An 18,853-nucleotide genomic window follows, 5' to 3' on the forward strand; every position below is an offset into this window, starting at 1 on the left:
TTCGGTTATCAAGTTGTACATGATTAGACAGGTACGATTTGACAAGAAACAACGGGTGGTCGACGAACTCATCCGGCGCATCGAAAGCGGCCTCATGGAGGACGGTTTTCTGTTGCCGGGCGAGCATCAGTTGGCTCAGGAATTCAAGGTCAGCCGGGGCACGCTGCGCGAGGCCCTAGCCGAATTGAAACGGCGCAATTACATCGCGACGCAAAGCGGGGTCGGCTCCATCGTCACCTTCGACGGTGTGGTGCTCGATCAGCGCAGCGGCTGGGCCCAGGCCCTGGCCGACAGCGGGGCGCTGATCAATACCGAAGTGCTGCGGTTGGAGGCGGTGACCCGTCCCGACCTGCTGCCGCGCTTCGGCACCGACCAATTCATCACCCTCGACCGACGACGCCGTTCCACCGACGGCAAGCTGGTTTCCCTCGAACGCTCACTCATGCCCGCCACCGGAGGCCTGGAAAGCCTGCCGCGGGTCGGCTTGATCGATAATTCCCTGACCATCACCCTGGCCGCCTACGGCTACATCGGTGAGCGCGGCGATCAATGGATCGGTGCCGAACCCCTGAGTGCCGAAGACGCCGAACTGCTGGGCCGTCTGCCAGGAACGGTATTTCTCAAGGCCCTGCGCACCACCTACGATCGGAAAAACCGTTTCATGGAGCAGGTCGAAAGCCTGCTCGACCCGGTGCACTTTCGTCTGCACCTGCAGTTTGGAGAGTCAAAATGACCGCGCTCAACCGTGCCCTGGGTGCGTTCTACGGACTGGCCCTGGGCGATGCGCTGGGCATGCCGACGCAATCCCTGAGCCGCGCCGAGATCCAGGCGCGCTTCGGCGAAATCACCGACCTGCAAGACGCTGGTCCGGATCAACCCATCGCGGCGAACATGCCCAAGGGCTCGATCACCGACGACACCGAACAGGCGATTCTGGTCGGTCAGTTGTTGATCGACGGCAAGGGCCGGATCGAAGCGTCGATGCTCGCGCAACGCCTGATTGAATGGGAAGCCGCGATGCAGGCCAAGGGCTCGCAGGATTTGCTGGGCCCGTCGACCAAGCGTGCGATCGAGATGATCCTTGCGGGTCATTCGCCGGAAGAGGCGGGGCGCTACGGCACTACCAATGGCGCGGCCATGCGCATCACCCCGGTCGGGATCGCGGCGGATGTCGCCGATCCTGAATCTTTCATCAACGCCGTGGTGCAGGCCTGCCAGGTCACCCACAACACCACGTTGGGCATTTCCAGCGCGGCAGCGGTGGCGGCCGTGGTATCGGCCGGAATCAACGGGATGGACCTGGGCCAGGCATTGAACCTCGGCCAGCAGATAGCCCTGCAAGCGGAAGGTCATGGCCACTGGGTCGCCGGTGGACGCATCGCTTCGCGTATCAGCTGGGCACGGACCATCAGTGTCGACAGCGACAGGGCGATGCTCGCCGATTTGCTGTACGACGTGATCGGCACCTCGGTGGCCTCGCAGGAGTCGGTGGTGGTGTCCTTTGCCTTGGCCCAGCAAGTGGCTGTCGGCGAAATGAATGCCTTCGAAGCGCTGTGCATGGCGGCGGGTCTGGGGGGGGACACCGATACCATCGCGGCAATTCTCGGGGCCATGCTTGGGGGCTGTCTGGGGATGGAGAGCTGGCCGGTGGGGTTGATCGACAAAGTCAAAGCCGTGAATGCTCTTGATCTTGAACCGTTGGTGCAGGGGCTGTTGGCCTTGCGTTGACTGTACTGACGCCTTCGCGAGCAGGCTCGCTCCCACAGGTACCGCGTGTACCGTGAGGTTTTCACCATACCCTGTGGGAGCGAGCCTGCTCGCGAAGGGCGCGCCGCGCACTCAGATTTTTTCACCGCAATGGAACGCACGAATCCGGCCAGGACCGCCGGGATAATGTTTCGTCTTCCGAAATTGCCCACAACCACAACAAAGGCAACAGGAGTATCTGTTCATGAGTTCATCGACCGCCGGGCCAAGCGCCGGGCAACTGGAAACCCGGGGCATCGAACCGGTGCCGGAGGCGGAGTGCAACGGTCATCCGCTGCAACTGTTCTGGGTCTGGTTCGCCGCCAACATTTCCATCCTCGGCCTGCCGCTGGGCGCGACCCTCGTGGCGTTTCGCGGCCTGGCCATCTGGCAGGCAATCATCGTCGCCATCCTCGGCGCCGCGGGTTCGTTCGCGGTGGTCGGCATCATTTCCATCGCCGGCCGTCGGGGGCGCGCACCGAGCCTGACCCTGTCCCGGGCGATCTTCGGCGTACGCGGCAATATCGGCCCGACCCTGGTCTCGCTGATGTCGCGTCTGGGCTGGGAAACCGTCAACACCACCACGGCCGCCTTCGTGCTGCTGTCGTTGTGCTCGATCCTGTTCGGCTCACCGGTGGAAGCCAAAAGCGCGCCGCTGCTGACCCTGGTGTTCATCGCGATTTTCGTGCTGCTGACGTTGTCGGTCTCCGGCCTCGGCCATGCGACCTTGCTGGTGATCCAGAAGTGGGCGACCTACGTGTTCGGTGCGCTGAACATCCTGGTGGGCGGTTTCCTCTGCGCCACCATTGACTGGAGCGCGGTGTTCAACGCCACGCCGGCGCCGCTCAGCGCCATGATCATCGGCATCGGCACCATGGCCGCCGGCACCGGCATCGGTTGGGCCAACGCCGGTGCCGATATGTCGCGCTATCAACACCGCAGCGTCAAGGCCGTGCGCCTGGTGGCATCGGCGGCGTTCGGTGCGGGGATCCCGCTGGTACTGCTGATCACCCTCGGCGGGCTGCTGTCGGTGGGCAACAACGACCTGGCCTCGGCCACCGATCCGATCGTCGCGATCCGCGACATGCTGCCGACCTGGATGGCCGTGCCATACCTGATCACTGCGTTCGGCGGGCTGCTGCTGTCGAACAACCTGTCGGTGTACTCCGCCGGCTTGACCACCTTGACCCTCGGCCTGAAGGTCAAGCGCGTCTACGCAGTGGTGGTCGATATCGTTGCGATCTTTGCCGGTTCGATTTACTTCATGCTGATTGCGGACAGTTTCTACGGTCCGTTCATTACCTTCATTTCGCTGTTGGCGGTGCCGATCACCGCGTGGGTCGGAATTTTCGTGGTCGATCTGATTCATCGGCATTACTACAGCCCCAAGGATCTGCTGGACGTCAGCCCGAGCAGTGCCTACTGGTACCGCGGCGGCGTCGAGTGGCGTGCGTTCGGCGCCTGGGCGGTGGCGATCGTGCTGGGTTTCAGCTTCACCACCATCGGCACCACCGAGCAGAACGTCTGGTTCCGCGGCGTGCTGTCCGACTCCTGGCTGGGTCATAACGGCCTGGGCTGGATCGTGACGTTGCTGGTGGCTGGCGGGATTTATTTTGTACTCGGTGGGGCGAAGGATCGTCGCGCCGCGCGGGTCGAGAATGCTCATGCCTAGATTGCTGCACACCGGCCAGGTCATCATCGACCTGGTCATGGCCGTGGATAAACTGCCGCAACCGGGTGGCGACGTGCTGGCGCAATCCGCCAGTTTCGAAGCCGGTGGCGGCTTCAATGTGATGGCGGCCGCCCAGCGCAACGGCTTGCCGGTGGTCTATCTTGGTCGCCATGGCACCGGGCGTTTCGGCGACCTGGCCCGGGAGGCGATGAAGGCGCAAGGCATTCGGATCGGCATCGCCCACAGCGCCGAACGGGATACGGGATTGTGCGTGGCAGTGACGGACGCGTCGGCCGAGCGCAGTTTCATCTCCTACATCGGCGCCGAAGGCGAGTTGACTGCCGAAGACCTGGCGAGCGTGCCGGCCGGGGCGGGTGACTATGTCTACGTCAGCGGCTACAGCCTGCTGCATATCGGCAAGGCTCAAGCGTTGGTGGATTGGGTGCTGGCGTTGGCGAGCGGGATCAAGGTGGTGTTCGATCCGGGGCCGTTGGTGGACTCGCCAGATGCACCGATGATGCAGGCCTTGCTGCCGCGCATTGATCTGTGGACCAGCAACAGTGCCGAGGCGCTGCGGTTCACCGGAGCGTCGGATATCGGCGAGGCGTTGAGCCGGTTGGCTGATCATCTGCCGAGCGGGGTGTTGACGGTGGTCCGCGATGGCCCGCAAGGGTGCTGGATCAGCCAGCACGGCGATCACCGGCATGTGCCGGGATTCAAGGTCGTGGCGGTGGACAGCAATGGCGCCGGCGATGCGCATGCCGGGGTGTTCGTGGCCGGGTTGGCGCAGGGGTTGTCAGCGCTCGAGGCGGCGCGGCGGGCGAATGCGGCGGCGGCATTGGCGGTGACTCGGTGGGGGCCGGCGACAGCGCCCGGGGTGGCTGAGGTGGATGAGTTGATCAGCAACATCTCCGGCGTCTGATCTGCCGCCATCGCGAGCTTGCTCGCGATGGGGCCCTCAAAGTCAGCGCATAATTCAGCGTTAACCCGCCTTGCGCAACGCCTCAATCAACTCTTGCTTGCGCATGCTCGAGCGTCCGGGAATCTTCTTCGCCACGGCATCTTTCCTCAAACTCTCCACGGTCTGGGTATCGCGCGAAGCCTGGCTGTTGCGCGAATGACCCTCGCGGCTGGCCACCGCACGTCGGGAAGACTCCTGGCGATCTTCGGACTTGGCACTCGCCGGTTTCTTGCGGCCCGAACCACCTTTGCGTTCACCGCCACCTGACTGCTTGTTGACCGTCGCCCAGGCGCGAGCTTCTGCTTCATCCCTGGAGACGCCTTTTTGCTCGTAGCTGTCTTCGATGTGCTCGGCCTTGCGCTTTTGTTCGGCGGTGTATTTGTCTTTGCTTCCACGAGGCATGGGATTTCTCCTGCTGCTTGTAGAGTCTTTCAAACGGTTGCAGCCGCGCACGGCTGCAACCTGATTCGTCTTGTCAAACCTCCAGCTTGCGTGCCGCCTCGACCCCCGCGGCACTGAGTTTGATCGGCAAGTTCAGCGCGTGCTCACCCGCCTCGTTGCAGGTCACATGACCATGTTGAATCAACCCGCGTTCCTGCAGCGTGGCGAGGGCGCTGGCCACGACTTTCTCCCCCCGGTAATTGTCCAGGACCTCCTTGCCCAAGCCACTGGGATGGGCGTGCAGCAGGCGGGTCAGGACTTCTTTCTCAAGGTTTTTATCGACGTTCATGCTTACCTCTTCATGGATGTGGACAGGTATTGCTCGTCAGTCGCATGGGCGAACTATTGGCTGGCACCGCCTTCGGAGCCCGAACCACCGGTGGTGGTTTTCGAGCCGACGCCGGTGTCGGCGTTATCGGGTGTCCGGGTGTCTGGCAGGTTCACTCCACCTTGACGGCCCGCGTCGTTACCCTGGGTCCGCGGATCGGTACCCGTGGACGGAGGCAGGCTGCTGTCGACGCCCGTGCCGTTGGTGTTGATGCCGGGTGCGCTTTGGATGGCGGGGGCTTTGGGGCTTTCGACCGGGTTGGTCGGGCCGGTGCCTGAGGCAGTGTTGGCGGCAAAGGCGGCAAAGGCGGCAGAGGACAGCAGGGTGGCAAGGGCGAGGGCGGTCAACCTGGATGTGATCATTTGGTGTCGTCTCCATTTGATTTAGAGTCCTTACCTGATATTGGTCCGTCCCCGATTTCGATTGGTGCCTGATGAACGACGAACGGTTCAGGTTTGCCGCAATGCGAGGCACGACTGCTTGCCCTGGAGATTTCTAATGTGACGAGCGTCGCTTGTGGATTTAGTATGGCGTTTCCAACTTTGACGAAGGCACGTCCATGACGATCGAGATCCGCCCGGCGACTCCCAGCGATGCACCGCAAATCCTCGCGTTCATCACTGAACTGGCCGACTACGAACGTGCCCGCCACGAAGTCATCGCCAGCGTCGCCGACATCGAGCGCAGCCTGTTCAACGAAGGCGCCACGGCCCACGGCCTGATCTGCCTGCGCGATGGCTCGCCGATCGGCTTCGCGGTGTTCTTTTTCAGTTATTCCACCTGGCTTGGCAGCAACTGCCTGTACCTCGAAGACCTCTACATCACCCCCGAACAGCGCGGCGGTGGCGCGGGCAAGACCCTGTTGCGCCATCTGGCGAAAATCGCCTGCGCCAATGATTGCGGACGGTTCGAGTGGAGCGTGCTGGACTGGAACAAACAGGCGATCGAATTCTACAAATCCCTTGGCGCGCAGCCGCAGGAAGAGTGGGTTCGGTATCGGATGGATGGGGCGGTGTTGCGGGATTTCGCTGAGGGTAACTGACCCTCGTATAAAAGATCGCAGCTTTCGGCAGCTCCTGCACGGATCGTAATTGACCGCAATAAGGCGGCAAATATCGAAATGTGCAAGAGCGGCCGGGGCTGCGATTTTTTTGTTCTTCTCCCAATATATGGGATTGATATTTATATATTGAGATTTAATCGCGGCTAGGTTTATAGTCCAGCTCACTCACTGCCAATAACCAAAACAGGTGAATCGATGCTGGCGCAATTGATCGCGCTCGATTGGGGGACAACCTCATTACGCGCTTACAAACTGGGCCAAGGTGGCCAAGTGCTCGAACAGCGCTCGCTGTCGTCGGGCATCATGCAGCTGCCCAAGGCGCCACGAATCGTCGCCAGCCGGGAATGCACCGATGGTTTTGAACTGGCCTTCGATGAGGCCTGCGGTGACTGGCTCGACGCGCAGCCCGAATTGCCGGTGATTGCCTGCGGCATGGTCGGCAGCGCCCAGGGCTGGAGCGAAGCGGCCTACCGTGATACCCCGGCCAACGTCGCCAATCTGGGAACTTCACTGCACACCCTTCGCAGTCTTCGCGGAGTCGATGTACACATCGTGCCGGGCGTGATTCAGCGTTCGCGCTTGCCGAACGTGATGCGCGGCGAAGAAACCCAGGTCCTTGGCGTCTTGCAAAACCTGTCGAGCGAGGCGCGCGCTGATCTGTTGATCGGCCTGCCGGGCAGTCATTCGAAGTGGGTGGAAGTCGCCGACGGCTGCATCCTGCATTTCGATACCTTCATGACCGGCGAAATCTTTGCCGTGCTCAGCGAACACAGCATTCTGGGACGCACCCAGCAACGCGGTGCGGCTTTCGATGGCGCAGCCTTCGATCGCGGTGTGCAAGTGGCCCTGTCGGCGGACGGCGAGATCGGTCCGCTGTCGACCCTGTTCAGCGCCCGCAGCCTGGGATTGACCGGCGAGCTGAGCGCCACCGCGCAACCGGATTACCTGTCCGGCCTGCTGATCGGCCATGAGCTGTCTGCCCTGGCCAACGTACAGCGCCGGCGCCGCAACACTGTGCATCTGCCCTCGATCATCCTCATCGGCAACACCCAACTGTGTACCCGCTACAGCCGCGCACTCGACGCCTGCGGTTTCGCTCGCGTGACGTTGGCCGAGCAAGCAACCGAGCGTGGCCTGTGGCAGTTGGCGGTCGCCGCCGGGCTGATAACAGCCACCCCATCCCGTTAAACCCGACTGGAGGTCTGACATGCTCAAGCAAGCACTGGCGCAAAACGGTCTGATCGCGATCCTGCGCGGCCTGCGTCCGCAAGAAGCGGCAGCCATAGGTGGAGTTCTTTACGCCGCCGGATTTCGCGTCATCGAAGTGCCGCTCAATTCCCCCGAGCCGTACGAAAGTATCCGCATCCTGCGCGGTACCTTGCCGGCCGATTGCCTGATCGGCGCCGGCACGGTGCTGACGCCGGAACAGGTCGGGCAAGTGAAAGCGGCGGGCGGGCAAGTGATCGTCATGCCGCACAGCGATCCCAAGGTATTGCGCGCGGCGAAGGCGGCGGGGTTGTACCTGTCGCCGGGTGTGGCGACGCCGACCGAAGCCTTCGCCGCGCTGGCCGAAGGGGCTGACGTGCTGAAGATGTTCCCGGCCGAGCAGATGGGCCCAGCCGTCGTCAAAGCCTGGCTGGCGGTGTTGCCTGCCGGAACCCTCCTGGCGCCGGTCGGTGGAATCACGCCGGACAACATGCAGGTGTTTATCGACGCCGGGGTTAAAGGCTTCGGCCTCGGTTCCGGGTTGTTCAAGCCGGGCATGACTCCTGAGGAAGTGGCGGTGAACGCCAAGGCCTACGTGGCTGCCTGGAAAGCCCTTCGCTAGGACTGTTTGGCGCTACGAGCGCTACATCTATAAGAGCTGTATTGATAAAAAGAGAGCAGAGATGAAAATCACCAAACTCACCACCTTCATCGTTCCGCCGCGCTGGTGCTTCCTCAAGATCGAAACCGACGAGGGCGTCACCGGTTGGGGCGAGCCCGTGGTCGAAGGTCGCGCCCACACGGTCGCTGCTGCCGTCGAAGAATTGTCCGACTACCTGATCGGCAAAGACCCACGCAACATCGAAGACATCTGGACCGTGCTCTACCGTGGCGGTTTCTACCGGGGCGGCGCGATCCACATGAGCGCGCTGGCCGGTATTGACCAGGCGTTGTGGGACATCAAGGGCAAGGCCCTGGGCGTGTCGGTCAGCGATTTGCTGGGCGGTCAGGTACGGGACAAGATCCGCGTCTACTCCTGGATCGGCGGTGATCGGCCGGCGGACACCGCTCGCGCTGCAAAAGAAGCCGTCGAACGGGGTTTCACCGCGGTGAAAATGAACGGCACCGAAGAGCTGCAGTTCCTCGATTCCTTCGAGAAAGTCGACCTGGCCCTGGCCAACGTTGCCGCCGTGCGCGATGCGGTCGGTCCGAACGTCGGCATTGGCGTGGACTTCCATGGCCGGGTGCACAAGCCCATGGCCAAGGTGCTGATGAAGGAACTCGACCCGTACAAACTGATGTTCATCGAAGAGCCGGTGCTCAGCGAAAACTACGAGGCGCTGAAGGAGCTGGCGCCGCTGACCAGCACCCCGATCGCCCTCGGTGAGCGGCTGTTCTCGCGCTGGGATTTCAAGCGCGTACTCAGCGAAGGCTACGTCGACATCATCCAGCCCGATGCTTCCCACGCCGGCGGCATCACCGAAACCCGCAAGATCGCCAACATGGCCGAGGCCTACGACGTGGCGCTGGCGCTGCATTGCCCGCTGGGCCCGATTGCCCTGGCGGCGTGCCTGCAGCTGGACGCGGTTTGCTACAACGCGTTCATCCAGGAGCAGAGCCTGGGCATCCACTACAACGAGAGCAACGACCTGTTGGATTACGTCAAGGATCCACGGGTGTTCGACTACGACAAAGGCTTCGTGAAAATCCCGAATGGCCCGGGCCTGGGGATCGAGATCAACGAGGAATACGTGATCGAACGCGCGGCGGTCGGCCATCGCTGGCGCAACCCGATCTGGCGCCATGCCGATGGCAGTTTTGCCGAGTGGTGAGTTCTCCCTGACCCACCGCAAATCCCTGTGGGAGCCAGCCTGCTGGCGATTTGGTCGGTACACCCAGCATTTAGGGTGACTGACACACCGCTATCGCCAGCAGGCTGGCTCCCACAGTTTGATCTCCATGGACAGGGCGATTTGCGGCAACCCCCGACTCCACATCGACCTCAATAAACATAAAAAGAGGCAATCCCCATGCAACCGCAAACCCTCACCGGGCAGACGTCGTTGGTGACGCCCAGTCGCAAGCGTTTTTTCATCATGGTCCTGCTGTTCATCACCGTGGTGATCAACTACCTGGACCGCAGCAACCTGTCGATTGCCGCCCCGGCGCTGACCAGTGAGCTGGGCATCGATCCGATCCATGTCGGGCTGATCTTTTCTGCATTCGGCTGGACCTACGCCGCCATGCAGATCCCCGGCGGCTGGCTCGTCGATCGAGTCCCGCCGCGGATTCTCTACAGCGTCGCGCTGCTGCTGTGGTCGATTGCCACGGTGATGCTCGGCTTTGCTGCCAGCTTCATCGCGCTGTTCGTCTTGCGCATGGCAGTCGGTGCCCTGGAAGCGCCGGCGTATCCCATCAACAGCCGCGTGGTCACCACCTGGTTCCCCGAGCGCGAGCGGGCCACGGCCATCGGTTTCTACACCTCCGGACAGTTCGTCGGCCTGGCGTTCCTGACCCCGGTACTGGCGTGGCTGCAGCACCAATACGGCTGGCACATGGTGTTTGTCAGCACCGGTGCGGTGGGCATCATTTGGGCGGTTATCTGGTACGCGGTGTATCGCGAGCCGCGGGATTTCAAAGGCGCCAACGACGCTGAAATCGAGCTGATCCGAGAGGGCGGCGGGCTGGTGGATATCCAGGCCGAAACCGCCAGGGCCAAGGCGAAATTCAGCTGGATCGACCTCGGCATCGTCCTCAGCAAACGCAAGCTCTGGGGCATCTACCTCGGCCAGTTCTGCCTGAACTCGACACTGTGGTTTTTTCTGACGTGGTTCCCGACCTACCTGGTGAAATATCGCGGCATGGACTTCATCAAATCCGGCCTGTTGGCGTCGCTGCCGTTTCTCGCGGCCTTCGTCGGCGTGCTGTGCTCGGGGTTCTTCTCTGACTGGTTGATCCGTCGCGGCTACACCGTGGGTTTCGCCCGCAAGTTGCCGATCATTGGCGGCCTGCTGATTTCCACCTCGATCATCGGCGCCAACTTCGTCGAGTCGACACCGCTGGTGATTGCCTTCCTCGCCCTGGCGTTCTTCGGTAACGGGCTGGCCTCGATCACCTGGTCGCTGGTGTCGACCCTGGCCCCTGCACGGTTGCTGGGACTGACCGGGGGCGTGTTCAACTTCATCGGCAACCTGTCGGCCATTACTACGCCAATCGTCATCGGCTTCCTTGCCACCGGTGATTCGTTTGCTCCGGCGATCACCTATATCTCGGTGCTGGCATTGATTGGCGCGCTTTCCTACATCCTGCTGGTCGGCAAGGTCGAGCGTATCAAGTTGTAGTTGCAGCGGTCGGACGACCATAATGCCGACCGTTCACTCGCTCAACGGTAAAGGCTGGATATGCAGGAAGACGCCCCGAAAATCGCCAAGGACGCCGCGCCGACCGGCACCCAGACACTGCTTCGCGGTTTGGGTGTGGTTCAGGCCGTGGCCAGTGGTGCCCGTGATCTCAAGGAAATCGCCCGGCTGATCGGCACCACGCGCAGCACTACCCATCGTCTGGCCAGTTGCCTGGTGGACGAGCGTTACCTGCGGGTGGTGCCGCAAATCGGTTACCTGTTGGGGCCCAAGCTGATCGAGCTGGGTTTCCAGGCGCGGGAAGAACTGCCGTTGGTAACCCTGGCCGGGCCGTTTCTGGATGAGCTGTCGGCATTGACCGGCGACACCATTCACCTGGCGATTCGTGAAGGCGATGAAGTGCTCTACCTGCACAAGAATCCCGGGCGCAATGGCCCGGAAATGCGTTCGCGGGTCGGCCATCGCATGCCGTTGGCGCGGACCGGGATCGGCAAGGCGCTGATGCTCGATGACACGCAGCAAGAATGGCAGCGTTTGTACCAGGTCAGCTTGCCGGCGGGTGGGAAAAATCAGTTCTGGCCGCAGCACCCGGAGCAATCCTGGGAGCAGTTTCAGCAGCGCATGCTCGAGTATGTGGCGGGTGGTTACGCCTTCGATCTTGAAGACAACGAGCCGTCGATCCGCTGTGTGGCGGCACCGATCCGCGATGCCAGCAAGCGCATCGTCGCCGGCATCAGCATCGCCAGCACCGTGCCGTATATGCCGCTGGAAAAAATGGCCGAGCTGATCCCCCTGATCAAAGGGGTCACAGCCCGGCTGTCGGCAGAACTCGGCGCTAAGGTCTAGACCTTCAGCGTCGCCATGTCGATCACGAAGCGGTACTTCACGTCACCGGCGATCATGCGGGTGTAAGCCTCGTTGATCTGGCGGATATCGAGCATTTCGATGTCGCAGGTGATGCTGTGCTCGGCGCAGAAATCCAGCACTTCCTGGGTTTCGGCGATGCCGCCGATCAGCGATCCGGCCAATATGCGACGGCTCATCACCAGCTTGCCGGCGTGCACCGGTGGATCGACCGGTTCAATCAAGCCCACCAGAATGTGCACGCCGTCAAAACGCAGCGTATCGAGGTAGGGGTTGAGGTCGTGCTGCACCGGAATGGTGTCCAGCAGGAAGTCGAAACGTCCGGCTGCAGCCTTCATCTGCTCGGCATCGGTGGACACGATCACGTGGTCCGCACCCTGGCGACGAGCTTCTTCGGCCTTGCTCGCCGAACGGGTGAACAGCGTCACTTCGGCGCCCATGGCCTTGGCGAACTTGATGCCCATGTGGCCGAGGCCACCCATGCCGAGGATGCCGACCTTGTCGCCAGCCTTCACCCCGTAGTGCTTGAGTGGCGAGTAGGTGGTGATGCCGGCGCAGAGGATCGGCGCGGCGCTGGCTGGGTCGAGGTTTTCCGGGATGCGCACGACGAAGTGCTCGCTGACCACGATGCTGTCGGAATAGCCGCCCATGGTGTTGCTGCCATCGATCCGGTCCGGGGTGGCGTAGGTCATGGTCGGACCTTCCAGGCAGTATTGCTCGAGATTCGACTGACAGGCTTCGCAGCTGCGGCAGGAGTCGACCATGCAGCCGACTCCGACCAGGTCGCCAACTTTGTGCCTGGTGACGTTCGTACCGATGGCGGTAACTTTGCCTACGATCTCGTGGCCGGGCATCAGCGGGTAAACGGCAATGCCCCACTCGTTGCGTGCCTGGTGGATGTCGGAATGGCAGACGCCGCAGTAGAGAATGTCGATCGCGACATCGTCGGCCCGTGGGCTGCGGCGCTCGAATTTCACGGGGGCGAGGGGAGTGGTGGCCGACTGGGCGGCGTATCCGATAGCGGTGTACATGATGAACCTCGCGAAAGCTGTGACAGGTGAGGTGGCGCATTCTGGGCGCCGGACCCGACCTCAGCCATGGCGATTCCTCCGGGTGTCATGCCTAATCCTCCGACATGTGCTTGCAGCGGGTCGCATTGGCCAGCAGACCTGCGATGATGCTTTCATCCCTTTTTCCGTGACTTTTTGTGAAGAGCTCCCCATGTCGTTGACCCGTCATCTCGACGCCAATGCCACGCTGGTTGCGCTGATTCAGCCTTTGACTAATCGCGATGGTTTCGCTCCCACGGCGTTGCCGGGTGTGCAGGTTTTGCGGGCCAGTTGTGATGTGGCTCGCGGCCCGCAGATTTACGAGCCGAGTCTTGTCATCATCGCCCAGGGCAGCAAACTGGCGTATCTGGGCCCGCGCACCTTGGAATATGGCGCCGGGCATTATCTGATTCAGGCCTTGCCGGTGCCGTTCGAGTGCGAGACGTTTTCGGCGCCGGATGGCCCGATGCTGGGCGTTTCCATCGCGATCGACCGGGTGTTGCTCGGTGAACTGGTGTTGGCCATGGGGCTGGCACCCGGGCGCTCTATCCCGGCGCAGACCCCGGAGTCCATGACCTCGGCGGTGCTCGACGATGCGATGCGCGGTTGTGTGGAAAGGCTGTTGCGTTGCCTGCACGATCCGCTGGAATGCCAGATCATGGGGCCGGCGCGATTGCGCGAGTTGTTGTTCGTCGCGTTACGCGGTCCGCAAGCCGATGTGCTGCGGGCGCTGGTCGAGCAACAGGGGCAGTTCGCCCGGATCGCGGCGTCCCTTAGTCATCTACATGCGCATTACACCGAGCCGCTGAACGTAGAGACCCTGGCCAGTTGCGCAAACATGAGTGCGTCGACGTTTCACGAGCATTTCAAACGCAGCACCTTGTTGTCGCCGGTGCAGTATTTGAAGCGTTTGCGTTTGCTCAGGGCCCAGCAGTTATTGCTGGGCGAGGGATTGGGCGTGGCGCAGGTGGCGCATCGAGTCGGGTATCAAAGTACGTCGCAGTTCAGTCGCGAGTACAAGCGCTACTTCGAGCGCAATCCCGGTGATGAACGCGCGGCATGATCCACTATTGATCCCCAGTGGGAGCGAGCCTGCTCGCGATTGCGATTCATCATCCAGCATAAATGTTGACTGACCCACCGCTATCGCGAGCAGGCTCGCTCCCACAGGGGGGGTGTGGTGTGGCTTGAATGGCGGGCAACAAAAAGGCCCCCATTCCGGGAGCCTTGATGTTCAGGCATTCGACTTACATGTTCGGGTAAGTCGGGCCGCCTGACCCTTCCGGCGCCACCCAGGTGATGTTCTGTGCAGGGTCCTTGATGTCGCAGGTCTTGCAGTGAACGCAGTTCTGGGCGTTGATCTGGAAGCGCTTCTCGCCGTCTTCCCTGGTCACCACTTCGTACACGCCGGCCGGGCAGTAACGCTGGGCAGGCTCATCGTACAGCGGCAGGTTCTTGGCGATCGGGATGCTTGGATCGGTCAGCTTCAGGTGGCACGGCTGTTCTTCTTCATGGTTGGTACCGGAGATGAACACCGAGCTGAGTTTGTCGAAGCTGATCTTGCCGTCCGGCTTCGGGTAGTCGATCTTCTTGCAGTCGGCCGCGAGCTTCAGGCACGCGTAGTCCGGCTTGTTGTCATGCAGGGTGAACGGCAGTTTGCCGCCGAAGATGTTCTGGTCCAGCCAGTTGAAACCACCGCCGACGATCGCGCCGAACTTGTGGATCGCCGGGCCGAAGTTGCGGCTGGCGAACAGTTCGTCGTAGAGCCAGCTCTTCTTGAAGGCGTCGACGTAGGTGGTCAGCTCTTCGGTGCCGTCCTTTTCAGCGAACAGCGCCTCGGCCACGGATTCAGCGGCGAGCATGCCGGACTTCATCGCGGTGTGGCTGCCTTTGATCTTGGCGAAGTTCAGGGTGCCGAGGTCGCAACCGATCAACGCGCCGCCCTTGAACACCATTTTCGGCAGCGAGTTCAGGCCGCCCTTGCAGATGGCACGCGCGCCGTAGCTGATGCGCTTGCCGCCTTCCAGGTACTGCTTGAGCACCGGGTGATGCTTGAGGCGCTGGAACTCGTCGAATGGCGACAGGAAGGTGTTGCTGTAGGACAGGTCGACGATCAGACCCACGACCACCTGGTTGTTTTCCAGGTGATAGAGGAACGAGCCGCCGGTGTTCTCGGTGCCCATGATGTCCATCGGCCAACCGGCGGTGTGGACGACCAGGCCTGGCTGATGCTTGGCCGGGTCGACTTCCCAAATTTCCTTGAGGCCGATGCCGTAGTGCTGGGCATCGGCTTCGCTGTCGAGGTTGAAGCGCTTGATCAGTTGCTTGCCGATGTGACCGCGGCAACCTTCGGCGAACAGCGTGTACTTGCCGCGCAGTTCCATGCCCGGGGTGTACAGGCCTTCCTTGGGGTGACCTTCGCGGTCTACGCCCAGGTCGCCGGTGATGATCCCGCGCACCACACCGTTCTCGTCGAACAGCGCTTCCTGGGCGGCGAAGCCCGGGTAGATCTCCACACCGAGGTTTTCGGCCTGCTGGGCCAGCCAGCGGCACAGGTTGCCCAGGGAGATGATGTAGTTGCCTTCGTTGTGCATGGTCTTGGGCACAAAGAAGTCAGGGATTTTCTGCCCGCTGTCGGCGTTCTTGAGCACGAAAATGTCATCGCGGGTCACTGGCGTGTTCAGCGGCGCGCCGAGTTCTTTCCAGTCCGGGAACAATTCGTTCAGGGCGCGGGGTTCGAAGATCGCGCCGGAGAGAATGTGTGCGCCGACTTCGGAGCCTTTTTCGACCACGCAGACGCTGATGTCCTTACCGGCTTCGGCGGCCTTCTGCTTCAAGCGGCAGGCGGCGGAAAGACCCGCGGGGCCGGCACCGACGATGACCACGTCGAATTCCATGTATTCGCGTTCCACAGGTTATCTCCTACTCAAGGCTCAACAGTTTTTTTTCTAATTGGAGGTTTGGTGTCGCATCCATGAATTCCTGCCCGATGCAGGAAAAGGACAATCGATAACCCACCTTTCTCTTAAGGTGGCGCATTATATCTACACCACTCCTAGCGTCCAATACAAACGTTTGTTTGAATTGGCGCAAAGCCACAGAAATCAAAGTCACGCGGCTTATGACTGGCCATTTTGCCGTATTGACCGGAATAGGTGTTCCGGTCAAGATACGGGCGGTTTTGCGCTCGCCGTAGGCTGACTGTTGGTTTCAAGAGCACCTCTAAAGACAGGGCGATGGCCGTACAAGGTGAAGCGTTGCGACCCCAGGGGCGCAGTTTACACGCCGCGGTAATGAATGACTCGTCGGTCACCACTGACCAACGGTCATCAGGCCTCGAGAGCAAGGTTCACCCGATACACCTGCCAGCGTTTTTAGAGGTGCCCTTGCGCCGATGAGCATCAAACCGCCAGGTTCGCCTAGGCGACTTCTTTTCACCGGAGAGTAACGAGGAATCCATGAAGGTTCTTGTAGCTGTCAAACGCGTTGTGGATTACAACGTCAAGGTTCGCGTCAAGGCGGACAATTCCGGCGTCGACCTCGCCAACGTCAAGATGTCGATGAACCCGTTCTGCGAAATCGCAGTGGAAGAAGCCGTACGCCTGAAAGAAAAAGGTGTTGCGACTGAAATCGTCGTCGTCTCCATCGGCCCGACCACCGCTCAAGAGCAACTGCGCACCGCGCTGGCTCTGGGTGCCGACCGCGCCATTCTCGTCGAATCCGCTGAAGACCTGACGTCGCTGGCCGTTGCCAAGCTGCTCAAGGCTGTTGTCGACAAGGAACAGCCACAGCTGGTGATCCTTGGCAAACAAGCCATCGACAGCGACAACAACCAGACTGGCCAGATGCTCGCAGCATTGAGCGGCTACGGTCAGGGCACGTTCGCCTCCAAGGTAGAAATCAGCGGTGACACGGTTGCCGTGACTCGCGAAGTCGACGGCGGCGCGCAGACGGTTTCCCTGAAACTGCCAGCCATCGTCACCACCGACCTGCGTTTGAACGAGCCGCGTTATGCGTCCCTGCCAAACATCATGAAAGCCAAGAAGAAGCCTCTCGAAGTGCTGACTCCGGACGCTTTGGGCGTTTCCACCGCCTCCACCAACAAGACCGTGAAAGTCGAAGCGCCAGCTGCACGCAGCGCGGGTATCAAGGTCAAGTCGGTGGCTGAACTGGTTGAGAAACTGAAAAACGAAGCGAAGGTAATCTAATCATGACTATCTTGGTAATCGCTGAACACGACAACAAAGTGCTGGCCCCGGCCACGCTGAACACTGTTGCAGCCGCTGTTAAAATCGGCGGCGACATTCACGTGCTGGTTGCAGGCCAGGGCGCTGGCGCCGTGGCTGAAGCCGCTGCGAAAATCGCTGGCGTGGCTAAAGTGCTGGTGGCCGACAACGCCGCCTACGCTCACCAGTTGCCGGAAAACGTGGCACCGCTGGTCGCCGAGCTTGGCGCTGGTTACAGCCACATCCTGGCTGCCGCCACCTCCAACGGCAAAAACATCCTGCCGCGGGTTGCCGCCCAGCTGGACGTTGACCAGATCTCCGAGATCATCTCGGTCGAAAGCGCTGACACTTTCAAGCGCCCGATCTACGCCGGTAACGCCATCGCTACCGTTCAATCGAACGCTGCGGTCAAAGTGATCACCGTGCGTGCTACCGGTTTCGATCCGGTTGCTGCTGAAGGTGGTTCCGCTGCCGTTGAAACCGTAGCTGCTGCTCACGACGCTGCGATTTCCAGCTTCGTTGGCGAAGAGCTGGCCAAGTCCGATCGTCCGGAACTGACCGCTGCCAAGATCGTCGTTTCCGGCGGTCGCGGCATGCAGAACGGTGACAACTTCAAACACCTGTACGCCCTGGCCGACAAGCTGGGCGCTGCCGTCGGTGCTTCGCGCGCCGCGGTCGACGCAGGTTTCGTACCCAACGACATGCAGGTCGGTCAGACCGGCAAGATCGTTGCGCCACAGCTGTACATCGCGGTCGGTATCTCCGGCGCGATCCAGCACCTGGCCGGCATGAAAGACTCCAAGGTGATCGTTGCGATCAACAAGGACGAAGAAGCGCCGATCTTCCAGGTGGCCGATTATGGCCTGGTGGCGGACCTGTTCGAAGCAATCCCCGAGTTGGAGAAGCTGGTCTAATCCAGCGGCTTCACTTATAAAGAGCCCGACCATTTGGTCGGGCTTTTTTTTTGCTCTCCCTGTAGGAGCGAGCTTGCTCGCGAAGGTTTCAAATGCGCCGCGTTTTGCCAGAACTCGCGCGTCATCGTTAACGACCTTCGCGAGCAAGCTCGCTCCTACAGGGGAGATAACCGGGTTTGGGGAGTGTATTGCCATGGATCTGCGCCAAGTGTGTGGCTGGTCATTGCTGATGGGGTTGGCGATATTGCCGACGTTGTCCAGTGCCGCGGGCAAGTGTGAACGCCTGATAGTCACCGGCAGCCCGGATGCGCCGCCCTACCTGTGGCAAGACCCGCAGAACCCCAAGCACCTGATCGGCGCCAGTGCCGATCTGTTGCAGCACGTGGCAGGGGAGTTGGGGATCAAGGTCCAATTGCTTTACGCCGGCAAACGCTCCCAGGCCATCGACGAAGTGCGCAGCGGGCGCATGGACATGCTGGCCGATGCGTCGTTGACCGTCAGCGGGCTGGAATCCCTGGATTACATTCATCCGCCGTTGCTGGAAAACGATTACCTGGTCTGGACCCGAAAAGACTCGGCCCTGGTCTACGACCAGGCGCAGGACCTTCAGGGTCATCCCGGCGCCCTGTCGGAAAAGTCCAGGACGACGGCGGCTTTCGACACGTTCGCCGAGCAACAATTGACCCTCGCCCGTACGCCCAACCTGACCCAGGCTTTCCAGAAACTGCTGCTGGGCGAGGTGGAGTTTGTCCTTGCCGGGCGCTACTCGGGCATGGCGGCCGCGCAGTCGCTGAGCATGGCCAATGACCTGATCGCGCGGCCACAACCGGTCGATAAACCCGGGCTGTTCCTCGCGGTTTCCCATAACTCTGCCTGCAACGATCCGTGGTTGCGCGGACAGCTGGCGAAAAAGATGACAGAATTGCCCGCGTCCGGACTGGCGCAAGCCGCATTGCAGCGCAATGTCGAGCGCTGGAAGCTGCAGCAGCAACAACCCGCCAGTACCCCAAAACAGTAGGGATTT

At 61.4% G+C, this 18,853-nt stretch carries 19 protein-coding genes; 14 read left to right on the forward strand and 5 right to left on the reverse strand.

Features of this window, described 5'->3' with window-relative positions; all coding sequences use genetic code 11:
• Window positions 1-19 precede the first annotated feature (19 nt).
• The 4 genes from ACA041_RS06655 (at window position 20) to ACA041_RS06670 (ending at window position 4,340) form a co-directional block, all read left to right on the forward strand.
• The gene (locus ACA041_RS06655) at window positions 20-733 is read left to right on the forward strand and encodes a GntR family transcriptional regulator (protein WP_497440404.1); all 714 of its coding nucleotides are present in this window, start codon (window positions 20-22) and stop codon (window positions 731-733) included.
• Entirely contained in the window at window positions 730-1,728 is a 999-nt protein-coding gene (locus ACA041_RS06660; protein ID WP_497440405.1) for an ADP-ribosylglycohydrolase family protein, read from the forward strand. Before ACA041_RS06655 ends, ACA041_RS06660 begins: the two co-directional genes overlap by 4 nt.
• A 223-nt stretch (window positions 1,729-1,951) precedes the next feature.
• Window positions 1,952-3,418: a purine-cytosine permease family protein gene (locus ACA041_RS06665; protein WP_497440406.1), complete on the forward strand. Its 1,467-nt coding sequence runs from the start codon at window positions 1,952-1,954 to the stop codon at window positions 3,416-3,418.
• A complete protein-coding gene (locus tag ACA041_RS06670; protein WP_497440407.1) occupies window positions 3,411-4,340 on the forward strand; it encodes a PfkB family carbohydrate kinase in 930 nt (309 codons plus the stop codon). Before ACA041_RS06665 ends, ACA041_RS06670 begins: the two co-directional genes overlap by 8 nt.
• 60 nt (window positions 4,341-4,400) lie before the next feature.
• On the opposite strand, the gene ACA041_RS06675 is transcribed toward ACA041_RS06670, so the two are convergent.
• From ACA041_RS06675 to ACA041_RS06685, 3 genes are all read right to left on the reverse strand, one after another.
• Complete coding sequence (locus tag ACA041_RS06675) at window positions 4,401-4,781, reverse strand: Rho termination factor N-terminal domain-containing protein (RefSeq protein WP_497440408.1); 381 nt, start codon at window positions 4,779-4,781, stop codon at window positions 4,401-4,403.
• Between the two features lie 73 nt (window positions 4,782-4,854).
• Window positions 4,855-5,109 carry a hypothetical protein gene (locus ACA041_RS06680; protein ID WP_497440409.1) on the reverse strand — a complete coding sequence of 85 codons (255 nt, stop codon included), beginning with the start codon at window positions 5,107-5,109 and terminating at the stop codon, window positions 4,855-4,857.
• Window positions 5,110-5,162: 53 nt separating this feature from the next.
• Window positions 5,163-5,510, reverse strand: a complete 348-nt coding sequence (locus ACA041_RS06685; protein ID WP_497440410.1) for a hypothetical protein — start codon at window positions 5,508-5,510, stop codon at window positions 5,163-5,165.
• 197 nt (window positions 5,511-5,707) lie between these two features.
• Here ACA041_RS06685 and ACA041_RS06690 point away from each other — a divergent pair, with 197 nt between their 5' ends.
• The 6 genes from ACA041_RS06690 to ACA041_RS06715 all read left to right on the forward strand — a co-directional run bounded on the left by ACA041_RS06690 (window position 5,708) and on the right by ACA041_RS06715 (window position 11,622).
• On the forward strand, window positions 5,708-6,190 hold the full coding sequence (locus ACA041_RS06690; RefSeq protein WP_497440411.1) for a GNAT family N-acetyltransferase: 483 nt from the start codon (window positions 5,708-5,710) through the stop codon (window positions 6,188-6,190).
• 216 nt (window positions 6,191-6,406) lie between these two features.
• Window positions 6,407-7,399: a 2-dehydro-3-deoxygalactonokinase gene (locus ACA041_RS06695; RefSeq protein WP_497440412.1), complete on the forward strand. Its 993-nt coding sequence runs from the start codon at window positions 6,407-6,409 to the stop codon at window positions 7,397-7,399.
• A gap of 19 nt (window positions 7,400-7,418) precedes the next feature.
• Window positions 7,419-8,039 (forward strand): 2-dehydro-3-deoxy-6-phosphogalactonate aldolase, encoded by a 621-nt coding sequence (locus tag ACA041_RS06700; RefSeq protein WP_497440413.1) that lies wholly within the window; start codon window positions 7,419-7,421, stop codon window positions 8,037-8,039.
• A gap of 61 nt (window positions 8,040-8,100) precedes the next feature.
• Window positions 8,101-9,249, forward strand: a complete 1,149-nt coding sequence (dgoD, locus tag ACA041_RS06705) for a galactonate dehydratase (RefSeq protein ID WP_090186690.1) — start codon at window positions 8,101-8,103, stop codon at window positions 9,247-9,249.
• A gap of 198 nt (window positions 9,250-9,447) precedes the next feature.
• On the forward strand, window positions 9,448-10,758 hold the full coding sequence (locus ACA041_RS06710) for an MFS transporter (RefSeq protein WP_497440414.1): 1,311 nt from the start codon (window positions 9,448-9,450) through the stop codon (window positions 10,756-10,758).
• Between the two features lie 60 nt (window positions 10,759-10,818).
• Complete coding sequence (locus ACA041_RS06715; RefSeq protein ID WP_497440415.1) at window positions 10,819-11,622, forward strand: IclR family transcriptional regulator; 804 nt, start codon at window positions 10,819-10,821, stop codon at window positions 11,620-11,622.
• Here the strand turns inward: ACA041_RS06715 and ACA041_RS06720 are convergent.
• Window positions 11,619-12,671, reverse strand: coding sequence for an NAD(P)-dependent alcohol dehydrogenase (locus tag ACA041_RS06720; RefSeq protein WP_497440416.1), 1,053 nt, complete (start codon window positions 12,669-12,671; stop codon window positions 11,619-11,621). The genes ACA041_RS06715 and ACA041_RS06720 overlap by 4 nt on opposite strands.
• A 190-nt stretch (window positions 12,672-12,861) precedes the next feature.
• Between ACA041_RS06720 and ACA041_RS06725 the strand changes: the two genes are divergently transcribed.
• On the forward strand, window positions 12,862-13,752 hold the full coding sequence (locus ACA041_RS06725) for an AraC family transcriptional regulator (RefSeq protein WP_497440417.1): 891 nt from the start codon (window positions 12,862-12,864) through the stop codon (window positions 13,750-13,752).
• 184 nt (window positions 13,753-13,936) lie between these two features.
• Here the strand turns inward: ACA041_RS06725 and ACA041_RS06730 are convergent, their stop codons facing one another.
• A complete protein-coding gene (locus tag ACA041_RS06730; RefSeq protein ID WP_497440418.1) occupies window positions 13,937-15,601 on the reverse strand; it encodes an electron transfer flavoprotein-ubiquinone oxidoreductase in 1,665 nt (554 codons plus the stop codon).
• 546 nt (window positions 15,602-16,147) lie between these two features.
• Here ACA041_RS06730 and ACA041_RS06735 point away from each other — a divergent pair.
• The 3 genes from ACA041_RS06735 (at window position 16,148) to ACA041_RS06745 (ending at window position 18,847) form a co-directional block, all read left to right on the forward strand.
• Window positions 16,148-16,897, forward strand: coding sequence for an electron transfer flavoprotein subunit beta/FixA family protein (locus tag ACA041_RS06735; protein WP_150799770.1), 750 nt, complete (start codon window positions 16,148-16,150; stop codon window positions 16,895-16,897).
• A 2-nt stretch (window positions 16,898-16,899) separates the two neighbouring features.
• Window positions 16,900-17,829, forward strand: a complete 930-nt coding sequence (locus ACA041_RS06740) for an electron transfer flavoprotein subunit alpha/FixB family protein (RefSeq protein WP_497440419.1) — start codon at window positions 16,900-16,902, stop codon at window positions 17,827-17,829.
• A 193-nt stretch (window positions 17,830-18,022) separates the two neighbouring features.
• A complete protein-coding gene (locus ACA041_RS06745; protein ID WP_497440420.1) occupies window positions 18,023-18,847 on the forward strand; it encodes a substrate-binding periplasmic protein in 825 nt (274 codons plus the stop codon).
• Window positions 18,848-18,853 lie beyond the last annotated feature (6 nt).

Source organism: Pseudomonas sp. LBUM1676 (assembly GCF_059695605.1).